This window comes from Amycolatopsis sp. YIM 10, from assembly GCF_009429145.1.
Taxonomy (GTDB): Bacteria; Actinomycetota; Actinomycetes; order Mycobacteriales; family Pseudonocardiaceae; genus Amycolatopsis.
The window spans coordinates 5,684,894-5,698,426 of the sequence record NZ_CP045480.1; the positions used below are offsets into that span (position 1 = coordinate 5,684,894).

At 72.0% G+C, this 13,533-nt stretch carries 14 protein-coding genes; 2 read left to right on the top strand and 12 right to left on the bottom strand.

Going from position 1 to position 13,533, the window contains the following annotated elements; translation table 11 throughout:
• Window positions 1-8 precede the first annotated feature (8 nt).
• Window positions 9-1,229: an MFS transporter gene (locus YIM_RS26995; protein WP_153032998.1), complete on the bottom strand. Its 1,221-nt coding sequence runs from the start codon at window positions 1,227-1,229 to the stop codon at window positions 9-11.
• Entirely contained in the window at window positions 1,226-1,795 is a 570-nt protein-coding gene (locus YIM_RS27000) for a winged helix-turn-helix domain-containing protein (RefSeq protein ID WP_228004047.1), read from the bottom strand. The genes YIM_RS26995 and YIM_RS27000 overlap by 4 nt, the downstream gene beginning before the upstream one ends.
• A 104-nt stretch (window positions 1,796-1,899) precedes the next feature.
• Here YIM_RS27000 and YIM_RS27005 point away from each other — a divergent pair, with 104 nt between their 5' ends.
• Window positions 1,900-2,847, top strand: a complete 948-nt coding sequence (locus YIM_RS27005; protein ID WP_153033000.1) for a 5'-3' exonuclease — start codon at window positions 1,900-1,902, stop codon at window positions 2,845-2,847.
• Here the strand turns inward: YIM_RS27005 and YIM_RS27010 are convergent.
• The 5 genes from YIM_RS27010 to YIM_RS27030 all read right to left on the bottom strand — a co-directional run bounded on the left by YIM_RS27010 (window position 2,838) and on the right by YIM_RS27030 (window position 9,344).
• A complete protein-coding gene (locus YIM_RS27010; RefSeq protein WP_153033001.1) occupies window positions 2,838-4,058 on the bottom strand; it encodes a GNAT family N-acetyltransferase in 1,221 nt (406 codons plus the stop codon). The two genes, YIM_RS27005 and YIM_RS27010, sit on opposite strands and share 10 nt — an antisense overlap.
• Window positions 4,059-4,067: 9 nt before the next feature.
• Window positions 4,068-4,421, bottom strand: a complete 354-nt coding sequence (locus tag YIM_RS27015; RefSeq protein WP_194239761.1) for a DUF4333 domain-containing protein — start codon at window positions 4,419-4,421, stop codon at window positions 4,068-4,070.
• Between the two features lie 69 nt (window positions 4,422-4,490).
• Entirely contained in the window at window positions 4,491-5,696 is a 1,206-nt protein-coding gene (locus tag YIM_RS27020; RefSeq protein ID WP_153033003.1) for a GNAT family N-acetyltransferase, read from the bottom strand.
• A gap of 40 nt (window positions 5,697-5,736) precedes the next feature.
• The gene (locus tag YIM_RS27025; RefSeq protein WP_153033004.1) at window positions 5,737-6,480 is read right to left on the bottom strand and encodes a DUF4333 domain-containing protein; all 744 of its coding nucleotides are present in this window, start codon (window positions 6,478-6,480) and stop codon (window positions 5,737-5,739) included.
• A 101-nt stretch (window positions 6,481-6,581) separates the two neighbouring features.
• Window positions 6,582-9,344 carry an RNA helicase gene (locus tag YIM_RS27030; RefSeq protein ID WP_153033005.1) on the bottom strand — a complete coding sequence of 921 codons (2,763 nt, stop codon included), beginning with the start codon at window positions 9,342-9,344 and terminating at the stop codon, window positions 6,582-6,584.
• A gap of 81 nt (window positions 9,345-9,425) precedes the next feature.
• Between YIM_RS27030 and YIM_RS27035 the strand changes: the two genes are divergently transcribed.
• Window positions 9,426-10,025 carry a hypothetical protein gene (locus YIM_RS27035; protein ID WP_153033006.1) on the top strand — a complete coding sequence of 200 codons (600 nt, stop codon included), beginning with the start codon at window positions 9,426-9,428 and terminating at the stop codon, window positions 10,023-10,025.
• Here the strand turns inward: YIM_RS27035 and YIM_RS27040 are convergent.
• The 5 genes from YIM_RS27040 to YIM_RS27060 form a co-directional block, all read right to left on the bottom strand.
• Window positions 10,013-10,903: a diacylglycerol kinase family protein gene (locus YIM_RS27040; RefSeq protein ID WP_153033007.1), complete on the bottom strand. Its 891-nt coding sequence runs from the start codon at window positions 10,901-10,903 to the stop codon at window positions 10,013-10,015. The genes YIM_RS27035 and YIM_RS27040 overlap by 13 nt on opposite strands.
• Window positions 10,903-11,799 carry a twin-arginine translocase subunit TatC gene (tatC, locus tag YIM_RS27045; RefSeq protein ID WP_153033008.1) on the bottom strand — a complete coding sequence of 299 codons (897 nt, stop codon included), beginning with the start codon at window positions 11,797-11,799 and terminating at the stop codon, window positions 10,903-10,905. The genes YIM_RS27040 and tatC overlap by 1 nt, the downstream gene beginning before the upstream one ends.
• Window positions 11,800-11,977: 178 nt before the next feature.
• Complete coding sequence (gene tatA / locus YIM_RS27050; RefSeq protein WP_153033009.1) at window positions 11,978-12,301, bottom strand: Sec-independent protein translocase subunit TatA; 324 nt, start codon at window positions 12,299-12,301, stop codon at window positions 11,978-11,980.
• A gap of 11 nt (window positions 12,302-12,312) precedes the next feature.
• Window positions 12,313-12,528 carry a bacteriophage holin gene (locus YIM_RS27055; protein ID WP_242583425.1) on the bottom strand — a complete coding sequence of 72 codons (216 nt, stop codon included), beginning with the start codon at window positions 12,526-12,528 and terminating at the stop codon, window positions 12,313-12,315.
• Window positions 12,529-12,556: 28 nt separating this feature from the next.
• Entirely contained in the window at window positions 12,557-13,516 is a 960-nt protein-coding gene (locus tag YIM_RS27060) for a YafY family protein (protein ID WP_153037279.1), read from the bottom strand.
• Window positions 13,517-13,533: the final 17 nt, after the last annotated feature.

Sequence of the window (13,533 nt, forward strand, 5' to 3'; positions counted from 1 at the left end):
CCCGGATCCTAGCCTGCGGGGCCCGGTCCCAGCGTCACCAGCGGGGGTGCGTCGAGCTCGCGCCAGACCCGGAACAGCAGTGGGCACAAGGTGAGCAGCAGGTACGCGCCGCCGAGCGCGAGCAGCGCGGTCCTCAGCCCGGCGGCGTCGAGCAGTACCCCGGCGACCAGGTTGCCCAGTGGCATCGCGGCCAGCGCCACCGAGCTGATCGCGCCGAACACCCGGCCCCGCAGCCCGGGCGCCACGCGGTCGAACTTCACCGCGGCGATCAGCGGGTTGAGCGGGCCGTTCGCCAGCGCGGTCACCCCGATCGCGGCCACCAGCAGCGCGGGCGGCAGGTCCGCGGCCACCAGCGCGAACGCGGGCGGACCGCAGAGCAGGAAGCAGATGGTGAACGTGGGCCGGCGGCGCCAGCGCGGGCCGAGCCAGCCGAAGACCAGCGAGCCGAGCAGTCCACCGGCACCACTGGCAGCGATGACAAGTCCCACGATCGTGCTGTCGTGCCACACCATCGTGCCGTAGGCGGGCAGCAGCACGGTGAACAGTCCGATGCCCAGCGCGTTGGTCCCCGCGCACAGCAGGCACAGCGCCAGCAGCAGCCGGTCCCGCCGCAGCGCGACCGCGGACTCACGCAGTTCCCGCAGATAACCCGATTTCACCCGGCGGGAGTCCGACTGTCCTTTTGGGACGAAGAAGCCGACCAGCGCGGCGGCGGCGACCAGGGTGGCCGCGTCGAGCAGCAGCACCGGCGGCGGGCTCAGCAGCGCGATCAGCACGCCACCGGCGGGCGCGCCCAGCAGGTCGCCGAGCCGCTGCACGGCTTCCTGCGCGCTCGCCCCGCGCGCGATCGGTGCCCCGGTCGCGGGCAGCAGCACCTGCTTGGCCGTGCGCGCCGGGGCACGGCCCGCGCCGATCGCCAGCGAGAGCACCATCAGCACCGGCAGCGACAGCCCCAGCGTGCCGTGCACCAACGGGATCGCGGCCACCGACACGGCAGCGAACAGGTCCGCGAGCACGCTCATCCGGCGGGCGCCGTACCGGTCGACCAGCGGACCGGCCAGCGCGACCGAGAGCAGCAGGCCCAGCGCCTCGGCCGCGGCCACCATGCCGGTCTGCGCGCCGCTGCCGGTGGTGTGCAGCACGAACCACGGCACGGCGACCAGGGTCATCGCCGCGCCCACCGAGGAGACCGCGGTGGACGCGACCAGTGCGGCGAGCGGCCTCCTCACGGCTCCTCCGGGTGGTGGTCGCGGGGGAAGACGGCCCAGTGCGCGACCGCGGCGCTGTCACCTTCCCTCGGTGCGCGCCGGTACTTGTCGATCAGCTCGTTCACCTCGGCGGAGAGCGCCTGGGCCTCCTCCGGCGTGAGCGAGAGGTTGTAGTCGCTGAAGGTCGGCGCGTCACCCCACGGCTCGCGCCACTTCTCGGCCTCGCCGAAGAACCGGACCTCTCGTTCGTAGCGGCGTTCGAGTGAGCTCATCACGTAGCTGTTCAGTGGTCCGGCGAGGTCGGGGTCGCCGGCGAACTGGTTCACGCTGAGGTTGTGGCTGTCGTGGACCGCGCGCCACCAGCGTTCGCGGCGGTTGCCGCGGTCGGTGTCCTCCTCGACGAACCCGTGTTCGGCGAGCTGGCGCAGGTGCCAGCTCGTGGTGCCCGAACTCTCCCCCAGCCGCTTGCCCAGCCCGGACGCCGTCGCGGGGCCGTCGACGCGGAGCAGTTCGAGCAGGCGCATCCGCAGCGGGTGCGCCAGCGCGCGCAGCATCCGCGCGTCCAGCTCGGTGGTCTTCCGTCCCATGCGCGCCATGCTAGACCGCAGAGCACCCTCTGCAAAGAGTTCTCTGCGATCAACCCGGCAATCCGGGAGAACCCCGGCGCCGGTTTCGTGGCAGGCTGTTGCGGGTGACCGCACCCCTGGCCCTGCTGGACTCCGCCAGCCTCTACTTCCGTGCCTTCTACGGCGTTCCCGAGTCGATGACCGCGCCGGACGGCACCCCGGTGAACGCCGTGCGCGGGTTCACCGACACCGTCGCGCGCATCCTGACCGAGCGGAAGCCGTCACGGCTGGTCGCCTGCCTCGACGCCGACTGGCGGCCGCAGTTCCGGGTGGACCTGCTGCCCACCTACAAAACGCACCGCGTGGCCGACGAGGAGGTCAACGCCGAAGAGGTGCCGGACACGCTCAGCCCGCAGGTGCCGATCATTCTCGACCTGCTGGAGGCGGTCGGCCTGGCCACCGCCGAGGCCGCGGGTTACGAGGCCGACGACGTGATCGGCGCGCTGACCGTGCACGAGACCGAGTCACCGGTCGAGGTGATCACCGGTGACCGCGACCTGTTCCAGCTGGTGCGCGACGAGCCGACCCCGGCGAAGGTGGTCTACGTCGGCCGCGGCTGGATGAAGAAGGAGATCCTCGACCCGGCGGCGCTGGCGGCGAAGTACAACGTGCCGGTGGAGAACGCGGGCGCGGCCTACGCCGACATGGCGGCCCTGCGCGGCGACCCGTCCGACGGGCTGCCCGGCGTGCCGGGCATCGGCGAGAAGACCGCGGCGAAGCTGATCACCCAGTACGGCTCGCTCGAAGCGCTGATCGAAGCCGGGCGCAACGCCGACAAGGGCCTGCCGCTCAAGACCCGCATCCGGCTGACCGAGTCGGCCGAGTACCTCGCCGCCGCCCCGACCGTGGTGCGCGTGGCCGCGGACGCGCCGGTGAAGATGTCACGCCCCGACCACGTGCCCGCCGAGCCCGCCGACCCGGCACGGGTCGCCGAGCTGGCGGAACGCTGGGGCCTGGGCACCTCGGTGGACCGGCTGCTCAAGGCACTGCCGGTGGCCGCGGCTCAGAAGTAGGTACCGCACCAGGGGCGGACGCCGACGCGGAAGAGCTCGTCCGCGGCGGGCAGCGCGGCCGGGTCGGCGACGGTGATCCGGCCCGCCCCGGCGAGCGCGCTCGCCGTCCACTCCCCCAGGTACAGCATCGCCAGCACGTCGGCGGTCATCCGGAGCTGCGCGGGCGCCTCGGTCTTCGTGGCACCGTCGGCGGAGATCCGGTAGGCACCGGTGTTCTCCGGCAGCAGCTTGTCCTCGAGGCCGAACACCACCGGCGGCGCCTCGCGGTAGGTGCGCGCGGCCAGCGCCGCGCCCGCGTCCAGCAGGCGGAGCCAGTTGTGGTCCTCCAAGCCGGTCGTCTGCACCGCACGCAGGTCGGTGACCAGCGCGCGCAGGGGTTCGTCGACCGGGCGCGCGGGCGCGCGGATCTCGGCGACCAGGTCCATGCCGATCAGGAACCGCCACAGGCCGATCGCCGCGGCGGGATCGGCGGCCTGCAGGTCGCGGACCTCCAGCACGACCTTGAACTGGGAATCGTCGGGCGCTTGCTGGTTGCTGGTGTGGAAGACGACGTACCCGTCCTCGCCGTCGGGGCCGGTGTGCACGGCGACGCGGTGCTCGCCACCGCCGCCGCGCACCAGCCGGTTGTGGTAGGCGGGCCACCACAGGTCCGGCCGCTCGATCATGCCCGGCCGGTGCGGCCCGATCCGCCGGTACAGCTTCGGGACCAGGCCGATCGCCTCGTCCTCGTCGAGCAGGCGCACCCGCCCGCTCGACGGCGCCTCGGGACGCAGGACCGCGCGCGAGTTGACGATACGCAGGCTCTGACCGAGCACGGCCGGGCCGTAACCGAACCGGCCGTAGATGGTCGCCTCGCTCGCGTGCAGCGCGGCGACCAGGTCACCGCGGCGCACGCAGTCGCGCAACTGCTCGGTCAGCAGTGAGGTGACGATCCCGCGGCGGGTGTGGTCGGCTCGCACAGCCACTCCGTCGACCGCCGCCGCGGGCAGGGTTTTCCCGCCGGGCACGGCGATCGAGGTGGCGAACGAACTGGCCATGCCGACCGGGGTGGCACCGTCGAAGGCGGCCAGGGTGCGGTCGGCCGGGAACGAGCGCTCGACCCGCTCCCAGTTGGTGTCGTCGGGCGGGCTCGCGTGCAGTGCCTCGGCCAGCAGGCCGTAGACCGCCCGCCGCTCCCCCTCGTTGATCGCGCGGACCTTCAGCTCGTTCATGATCCGAATCTATCCGGGGGCACCAACTTCATATTCGCCCTCGTCGGTCTTCACCGTGATCGGCACGGACCGCTGCTCCGCGCCGATCTGGGCCTGGCACTCGAAGCTGTGCCCGGCCCGCACCGGCTGGGCCGGCGGACAGACCACCGGGCCCAGCTCGGTGACCTGGAAGCTCTGCGTGAGCACCTGGCGCACGCCCCGCGCCACCGCGCCGTGGTCGAACAGCTTCGGCTGCGGGCTGAAGCTCACCGGGGTGGCCGAGGTGGTGGTGACGGCCGGGGGTGGAACGGACGAGGCGGCGGGCGGCGACGGCGGTTGCTCGGGTGCGCTTTCACAGCCCGCCTGCAATCCGGCCGACGCCACAGCCGCGAGACCCCATCCCAGTAGGCGCCACCGCACGCGCGTACCCCCGCTGTTCGTTGATCGGCAAGGTCAGAAGAAACTACCGCACCAGGCGGCAGCGCGCGTGCCGAAGAGGTCGTCCGCGACGGCGGGGGCGGCCGCGTCCAGCGCCTCGGCGCGTCCGGCCGCCGCGAGCGCGGTGGCCGTCCAGGTGCCGAGGTAGAGCATCGCCAGCTCCGTCACGCCGAGGCGCAGCTGCGCCGGGCGGTCGGTGCGGGTGACCTCACCACCGTCGATCAGGTACCGGCCCGCGTTGGCCGGGAGCACCGCGTCGGTCACCTCGAGCACCAGCGAACCCGGCCCGTAGGCACGGGCGGCCAGCGCCGCGGGCACGTCGACCAGCCGCAGCCACAGCTCGTCCGGCGCACCGGAAACCTTGGCGCTGCGCGGATCCTCGAACAGCAGCGGCAGCGGCTCGTCCGCCGGCCGGTACGGGGCGTCGATCTGGTCGACCAGGTCGACCCCGGCCAGGTAGCGCCACAGCCCGGCCAGTGCCACGTCGTTCGCCGCGTGCAGCATTTCCAGGTGCAGCGCGCTTTCGCTGTCGAAGGCACGATCGGCGTAGTAGCTGGCGAACCCGTCGGGGCCGTTTTCGCCGTGGTGCACCACGGTCACGATCGGCTTGTCACTGCGCCGGAATCCGGCCTCGCAACCGGCCCACCACGCGTCGCCCCGGGTCAGGTGCCCCGGCCCGTGCGGCGGCAGGCTCGCGTAGAGCGCGGGCAGGCGCTCGACCGCCGCCTCCACGTCCAGCAGCTCGATCTCCCCGCCACGCGGCACTTCCTGGCGCACCACCCGCTTGCTGTCCACTGTGTACGAACGAGCGACGGTGGTGACGCCGTAGCCGAACCGGCCGTAGATGCGGCCCTCGGTGGCGTACAGCCCGGCGAGCGGCACCCCGCGCGCGGCGAAGTCCTCGAACTGCGCGCGCATCAGCTCGCTGAGCACGCCCCGGCGCGTGCGGTCCTGGCGCACCCCGACCCCGGTGACCGCGGCGAAGGGCACCCGCCGCCCGCCCGGCACGGTCAGCTCCGCGTCCATCGACCGGGCGGTACCGATCGGGCGCTCGTCACCGGCGCCGAACACACCGTGCGTGCGACCGGGCTGGTAGCACCGCGAACCGGTGCGCTCCCACTCCTCGTCACCGGATGCCGGGAGGTGCAGGGCCGCGCGGAACAGCTGGTTCGCCGCCCGCAGCTCGTCCGCGCCGAGTACGCGCGGGGTGAAGTCACTCATGGGTCGATCCTCGCGGGCACCCCCGATCGGTGCCACCCAATTACTTGGGCGTACCGACCTCGTAGGTGCCGTCCTCCTCGTTGACCACCTTGATCGGCACCGTCTTGGTGTCCCCGCCGATCTTGGCCTCGCAGTCGAACCCGGTGCCGTTCTTGACTTCCTTGCTCTCCGGGCAGGTCACCCCTTCGACGCCCTGCACCTGGTAGTTGTCGGTGAGCACCTTCTTCACCGCGTCCTGCATGGCGACGTTGTCGAAGACCTTCTTGTTGAACGGGGCCGGCCAGACCAGCAGCGCCACCGCGACCAGCGCGATCACCACCACCGCGCCGAGGCCGATCCACAGGCCCTTGCCGGACTTCTTCCTGACCTCCGGCTGCTGTCCCGGATAGCCCTGCTGCTGCTGGAAGTCGTACTGCGCGGTCTGCCCGTACTGCGGCTGCGGCCCGGTCTGCGGGTACCCCGGCTGCTGCTGGCCGTACTGCTGCTGGTTCGGGTCGTACGGCTGCTGCTGTTGCTGTTGCTGGCCGGGGTCGTACCCGGGCTGCTGCTGCGGATAACCACCCGGCTGCTGCCCGTACTGCGGCTGCTGCGGCGGGTAGCCCTGCGGCTGGTTGGGGTCGTAGGCCGGTTGCTGCGGGTAGCCGCCCTGCTGCGGGTAACCGGGCTGCTGCGGTGGCTGGGCGGGGAAGCCGCCCGATGGCGTGCCCTGCGGTGCTCCCCCGCCATAGCCCGGCTGCTGCTGGGCCCACTGCTGGGGGTCGTTGCCGCCGTACGGCGTGCTCATCTCTCGCCTCCGCGAAATTCCGGTGTGCTCGTCCCCGGCGATCCAACCACAGGCCGGGGTGCAATTCACGTAACGAATGGCCCCCGCGATCAGGCCGGATCTCAGTTCGCGCCCGCCGCGACCACGCCGCGGCGCACCGCGCGCACCGCGTCGGCCGCCGTCGCGCCCACCGGATCGGACTTGCCGAGCACCACGCGGATCTGGTCCAGGATGTCGATGACCTGCCGTGACCAGCGCACGAAGTCGCCGGCGGACAGTTCCTGGCCGTTGGCCTCCGCCGAGGTCAGCACCTTCTCCAGCGATTCCCCCCGTGCCCACCGGTAGACCGGCCAGGCGAATCCGGCGTCCGGCTCGCGCGTGCGGTCGAGCCGGTGCCTGCGCTCGTCCTCGGCCAGATCCGCCCACAGGCGCACGGTCTCCTGCCAGGCCTCGGTCACCGCGCCCTGCGGCAACCTCGGCTCACCCGCCGAATCGCGGCGCGCCTCGAAGACCAGCGTGGAGACCACCGCGGCCAGCTCGGCCGGGTTGAGCCCGGACCACACGTCGTTGCGGATGCACTCCGCGGCGAGCAGGTCGGACTCGCTGTAGAGCCGTGCCAGCCGCTGCCCGTGCTCGTTGACCGGGGCTTCCTTGTCGTCGCTGAGGTAGCCGCGTTCCGAAAGCAGGCGCAGGATCCGGTCGAAGGCGCGCGCCAATGAGTGCGTCGTGGCCGCGACCTTCCGCTCCAGCTGGGCGTTCTCCGCGGCGAGCCGCTGGTAGCGCTCGACCCAGCGCAGGTTCGCCTCACGCTCGGCCAAGCCGTGGCTCGGGTGTGCGCGCAGCGCCCGGCGCAGTGCGGCCAGCTCACCGTCGTCGTTCGCCCCGGTGCGCCGCTTTCCGCGCCCCGGCAGGGAAATCCCGGCGTTGCGCAGGCTGGAGGCGATGTCGCGGCGGGTCTTCGGTGAACGCAGCTCGACGTGCTTGGGCAGCCGGATCCGGCCCAGCGACTCCACCGGCGCCGGGAAGTCGGCCACCGACAGCGGACCGGACCAGCGGTCCTCGGTGACCACCACCGGCCGCGGTTCGCGCAGCGGGTCGAGGCCGGGATCGACCACCACGGCCAGCCCGGCGCGGCGACCCTGCGGCACCGCGATCACGTCGCCCTTGCGCAGTTTTTCCAGCGAGGCGGTGGTTTGCGCGCGGCGGGCCGAGGTGTTCTGCCGGACCAGCGCCTTCTCCCGGTCGGAGATCTTCTTCCGAAGCTCCACATAGGACAGCATCTCGTCGAAGTCGCCGGTGATGGCCTCGCGATAGCCCTTGAGCGCCTCGGTGTTCTTCTCGATCCGGCGGGCCGTGCCGACCACCGACCGGTCCGCCTGGAACTGCGCGAAGGACTGTTCCAGCAGCGTGCGGGCCTCCTCGGCGCCGAGCTGGGCGACCAGGTTGATGGCCATGTTGTAGCCGGGCCGGAACGAGGACCGCAGCGGGTAGGTCCGGGTCGAGGCGAGCCCGGCGACCTGCTTCGGGTCCACGCCGGGCTGCCACACCACCACCGCGTGCCCCTCGACGTCGATGCCGCGGCGGCCGGCGCGCCCGGTCAGCTGGGTGTACTCGCCGGGCGTCAGGTCGACGTGCGCTTCGCCGTTGTACTTGACCAGTTTCTCCAGCACCACGGTGCGCGCGGGCATGTTGATGCCCAGTGCCAGCGTCTCGGTGGCGAAGACGACCTTGACCAGGCCGCGGACGAACAGCTCCTCCACGGTTTCCTTGAACGCCGGGAGCAGGCCCGCGTGGTGGGCGGCGATGCCCTGCTCCAGTGCCTCGCGCCACTCCCAGAACCCGAGCACGCCCAGGTCGCCCTCGGGCAGGTCACCGGTGCGGGCGGAGATCACCTTGCGGACCTCGGCGGCTTCCTCCGGGGTGTTCAGCCGCAGCCCGGAGCGGGCGCACTGCGCCACCGCGGCGTCGCAGCCCGCACGGGAAAAGATGAACACGATGGCCGGGAGCAGGCCCGCGCCGTCGAGCTGTTCGACCACCTCGACCCGCGACGGCGGGCGGAACCGCGGCCCGCGCGGCGGCGCGCCACGGCGGCCGCGGCCGTGCCGCAGCGCGTACGGCGTGGCGAACCGCGCGCCGACCTCCTCGACGCGCCGCAGCAGCGTCGGGTTCATCTGCAGCTCGGTGTCATGGCCGGTGTCCCCGGCGAACAGGTCGAGCATCCGGCCGCCGACCAGCATGTGCTGCCACAGCGGTACCGGGCGGTGCTCGTCGACCACCACGGTGGTGTCACCCCGCACCGCGACCAGCCACTCGCCGAACTCCTCGGCGTTGCTCACCGTCGCGGACAGCCCGACCACGCGCACGTGCTCGGGCAGGTGCAGGATGACCTCCTCCCAGACCGCGCCGCGGAACCGGTCGGCGAGGTAGTGCACCTCGTCCATCACCACGTAGGCGAGCTCGTCGATGGTCGACGACCCGGCGTAGAGCATGTTGCGCAGGACCTCGGTGGTCATCACCACGATCTGCGCGCCGCCGTTGATCGCGGTGTCGCCGGTGAGCAGGCCGACCGCGTCGCTGCCGTGCCGGGCCACCAGATCGGTGTACTTCTGGTTCGACAGCGCCTTGATCGGCGTGGTGTAGAAGCACTTGCGGCCCTCGGCGAGCGCCAGGTGCACGGCGAACTCGCCGACCACCGTCTTGCCCGCCCCGGTCGGGGCGCAGACCAGCACACCGTGGCCTTCTTCCAGCGCCTCGCACCCGCGGAGCTGGAAGTCGTCGAAAACGAAGGCGGACTCGGCCGCGAACCTGGTCAGCTGCGGAAAGCTGGAACGGCGCCTGGCCCGGCCGTAGGCTTCGGCTGGCGAGAGAGCGGAGCTGTCGGACACGATCTCAGCGTTTCACACCACCCGGGCGGCGCGCATTCGGCAGGCCGGGAACCGAGAGCGGGGTCCGGACATCTCACCGGCATGATCGCTTCGAGAGGGGCCGCCGCGATGGACACCGGGGAAACCGCGCAGTCACCGCTCGCCTGCCCGCAGTGCCGCGAGGTGGACCAGGTCCAGCACGTGCCCGCGGTGCACCAGGGCGGCCGGGTCAGCTACCAGGGGCTCGGCCCGGCTTACACCGGCAACACCGGTTACGCCACGCCGTACCACGGGGTGGCCACCAGCGCGGTGTCCGCCGCGCTGAACCCGGCGCCGCCGATCCGCGGCGCGAGCGGGTACCTGGTGCTCGCCGTGCTCGCCACCATCTTCACCGTCCTGTCCGGCATCGTCGCGCTCTCGCTCACCGTGGCCGGCGACCAGATCAGCATCATCGGCCAGTTCTGGACCTGGATCTGGCCCGCGCTCGGCCTCGGCATGTCGGTGCTGGGCTTCCTGCAGTACTCGCACCGCGGCCAGGCGAACACCAAGATGCGCCACGGTTCGCAGCGCGTGCTCGACGTGTGGTCGCGGGCCTGGTTCTGCCACCGCTGCGGCATGGTCTTCTTCCCGGAGAACGACCAGGTCATCCCGCTGCACGCGTTCCGCGCCCACCTGTGGCAGATCGGCGACTACCGGGTCTGAGCGGGCCGGGCGGTTGCCAGGCGCAGCGCACCCGGTACGCAGCGCACGGTCCGCGGCAGCGCGCCCTGGGGTTCCCCGTCGGCGTAGGCGGGCCAGTCGGCACCTTCGAGCACGACCTCGCTCGCCCGCAGCGTCCGCACCGCCGGATGGCCGAGGTGCTTGCCCGCCCGCAGTTTCGGCAGCATGCGCACCAGTTCGGTACGGCTCGCACGGCCGACCACGGTCACGTCGAACAGGCCGTCGTCCGGCCGCGCGTCCGGGCAGATCGGGATGCCGCCGCCGTAGAAGGCGGTGTTGCCGATGGCGACCATGGTCGCCTCCAGCTCCAGCGTGGTGTGCTCGGTGCGCACCACCAGCGGTTTCGGCCGGAACGCGGCCAGCTCGGCGACGATCGCCAGGTCGTAGCGGCGCGGGCCGTCGGGCCAGCGCAGCCGGTTCGCCCGTTCGCTGACCAGCGCGTCGAACCCGGCGCACAGCACCGTGCCGAACCACGAGTCGCCCACCTGGCCCAGGTCGATCCGCCGCTCTCCCCCGCTGATCACCGCGTCGGCGGCGGCCAGCGGATCGTCCGGGACGCCGAGCGCGCGGGCGAAGTCGTTGCCGGTGCCCGCCGGGACCAGGCCCAGCCGCACCTCGCGCCCGGCGCAGAACTGCACACCCTGGTGCGCGGCACCGTCCCCGCCGAGCACCACCAGCAGGTCGAGCCCGGCCGCGGCCGACGAGTGCATCAGCGCCCGCGACTCCTCGACCGTGTTCGCCACCAGCAGGTCCAGCCGGTCGACCCCGGCACGCAGGCGCTCGGCCACCCGGCCCGCGATGCGTGCGGCGGCGCCGTGGCCGGAGGCCGGGTGCACGGCCAGCGCCGCATGCCCGGCCACTACGTGATGTCGTCCGTCTTCGACTTGCCGCGCTTGCCCTTGTCGGCGGGCACCGGCTCCGGCTCGTCGATGCTGCTCGGCGTGTACTCGAACGGCGCGGCCTCGTCGTCGTCGAGCTGGTCCCAGCCCTCGTCCTGGCGGACCTTGTCCAGCTTGCGGTCGTGGAACCGCGAGATCTGGATGGCCAGCTCGCAGAGCAGGGTCAGCGCCCCGGCCAGCGCCAGCATGGAGAACGGGTCGTTGCCCGGCGTGGCGAAGGCGGCGAAGACGAACAACGCGAAGATGATGCCGCGGCGCCACTTCTTCAGCTGGGCGTACTTGACCACGCCCACCTGGTTCAGCATCACGATCAGCAGTGGCAGCTCGAAGCTGACGCCGAAGATGAGCAGCAGCGAGATCACGAAGGAGATGTACTTGTCACCGGCCAGCGCGGTGCCGAACTCGTCGCCGCCGAAGCCGACGAGCAGCGCCAGCGCCCCGGGGATGAGGAGGTACGCGAGCACGGCGCCCGCCGCGAACAGGACGCTCGCGAAGGCAACGAAGGTCATCGCGTACTTGCGTTCCTTGGAGTACAGGCCCGGCGCGATGAACGCCCACAGCTGGTACAGCCACAGCGGCGCGACCAGCACCATGCCGGCCACGATGCCCACCTTCAACTGGATCATGAAGGCTTCGAACGGCTGGGTCTGCAGCAGGGTGCAGCCCTTGCCGTCGAACTCGATCCGCACATCGGTGGGCAGGGCGCAGTACGGGCCGGTGACGATGTCACCGAGTGACGGGATCGGCCCGAGCTTCACCGCGAACCAGATGAAGCCGAAGATGCCACCGGCGAGAATGGCCAGGAGGGCATACCCCAGCCGCCTGCGGAACTCGTAGATGTGCTCGATGAGCGTCATCGTGCCGTCGGGATTGTGCCGACGGCTCCTCCTGCGCCGCTTGCTACCGCGGCTGGTGCCCTCGTCCGCCACTACGGGGTCCGTTCTTCTTCTGCGCTACAACAGGGACTGGGGAATACGGGACCGCGCCGGCGTGGCACCGCGAGCGGCGGCCTCCGCCGGTGCCACGCCTACGGGATCAGCCCGCGCTCTTCGGCGTGTTGTCCGAAGGCGTGGTGGCCGGCTGCTGCTTCTTCAGCTCGTCGAGCTGCCGCTGCAGGTCGGCGACCTGCTTGTCGGTGCCCGCCGGGGTCTGCGGCAGCGCCTTGGCCTCGGTGTCCGTGGTGGCGGTCTCGGCCTGCGCCTCCGGCGCGTCCTTGTCCTTGAGGTCCTTGGTCTCGGCCTTGAAGATCTTCATCGACTTGCCGATCGACCGCGCCGCGTCCGGCAGGCGCTTGGCACCGAACAGCAGGACGACTACCAGAACCAGGATGATCAGGTGCCACGGCTGCAGAGCGTTCATCTCTGGCCTCCCTATCGCTCTATCGTGTGGATCTTACGCGGGCCTCGCCTTTGTGCGAAGGCGACTCCGAGCGCGGCCGAGCGCGCCCGCAGCAGCCCGGCACGGTCACCGGCAGCCGTAGTCACCATGCTGGTGGTGCGACGGAGCGTGCGCAAGCCTCGACGCAGGCGAATCGCCACGGCCGCGAGCAGGACGAGCCCGATCACCACGAGCACGATGCTCAGCATGTAGGACACGAGGACAACCGTACTGGAATCAGGTGACCGGCAGGTGACGCGCCCTGGCCAGTCCTTCGGCCGCCCGGCGGCGAACGGCTGACGCGAGCTCCTCCGGCCGTTCCACCCGCGCCCCGCCGCCGAGGCCGAGCACCAGGCGCACCATCCAGGACTCGTCGCCGTAACGCATCCGGACGCGCAGCCTGCCGCCGTCCAGCTCGGCCAGCTCCTCGCACGGGTAGTACTCGGCCACCCAGCGCAGATCGCGCTCGAGCACCAGGTCGGCCTCGCCCTGACCGGGCCGTTCGGCGAACACGCCGTGTGAGAGGTCGGTGGGCCGGGCCTCCGGCGGCGGCGCGGCGGGCTCGTCGAGCACCTCGGCGCCGTCGATCCGGTCCAGCCGGAACAACCGCACGCCCTCGGCGCGGCGGCACCAGGCCTCCAGATAACCGAAGGTCTGCACGATCAGCAGGCGCATCGGGTCGACCGTGCGCTCGGTGATCTCGTCCTTCGACGCGGTGTAATAGCGCAGCCGCAGCGCTTTGCGGGCCTTGAGCGCCTCGCTGACCGTGCGGCGGGCGCGGGCGGTGTTCTCGGCCTCGCGCACCCCGTTGCCGACCACCACGCCGGACGGCCGGGCCTCCCCCGACGCGGCCTCGATCTTGGCGATCGCCCGGTGCACGGCGTCGCGGTCGGCGCTGTCGGCCACCCCCGGGGTCTCCGCCAGCGCGCGCAGGGCGACCAGCATCGAGGTGGCCTCCGAGCCGGTCAGCCGCAGCGGGCGGCGCATGCCGGCGTCGAAGGTGACGGTGACCGTCTCGCCCTCGAAGGACAGGTCGATCAGGTCGCCGGGCCCGTATCCCGGCAGCCCGCACATCCACAGCAGTTCGAGGTCCTTGCGCAGCTGACGCGGGCTGACCCCGAAGTCGCGCGCGGCCTCGGCGATCTCGATGCCCGGCCGGGCCAGCAGGTACGGCACCAGCGCCAGCAGGCGCGGCATGCGCTCGGTGGACCCCC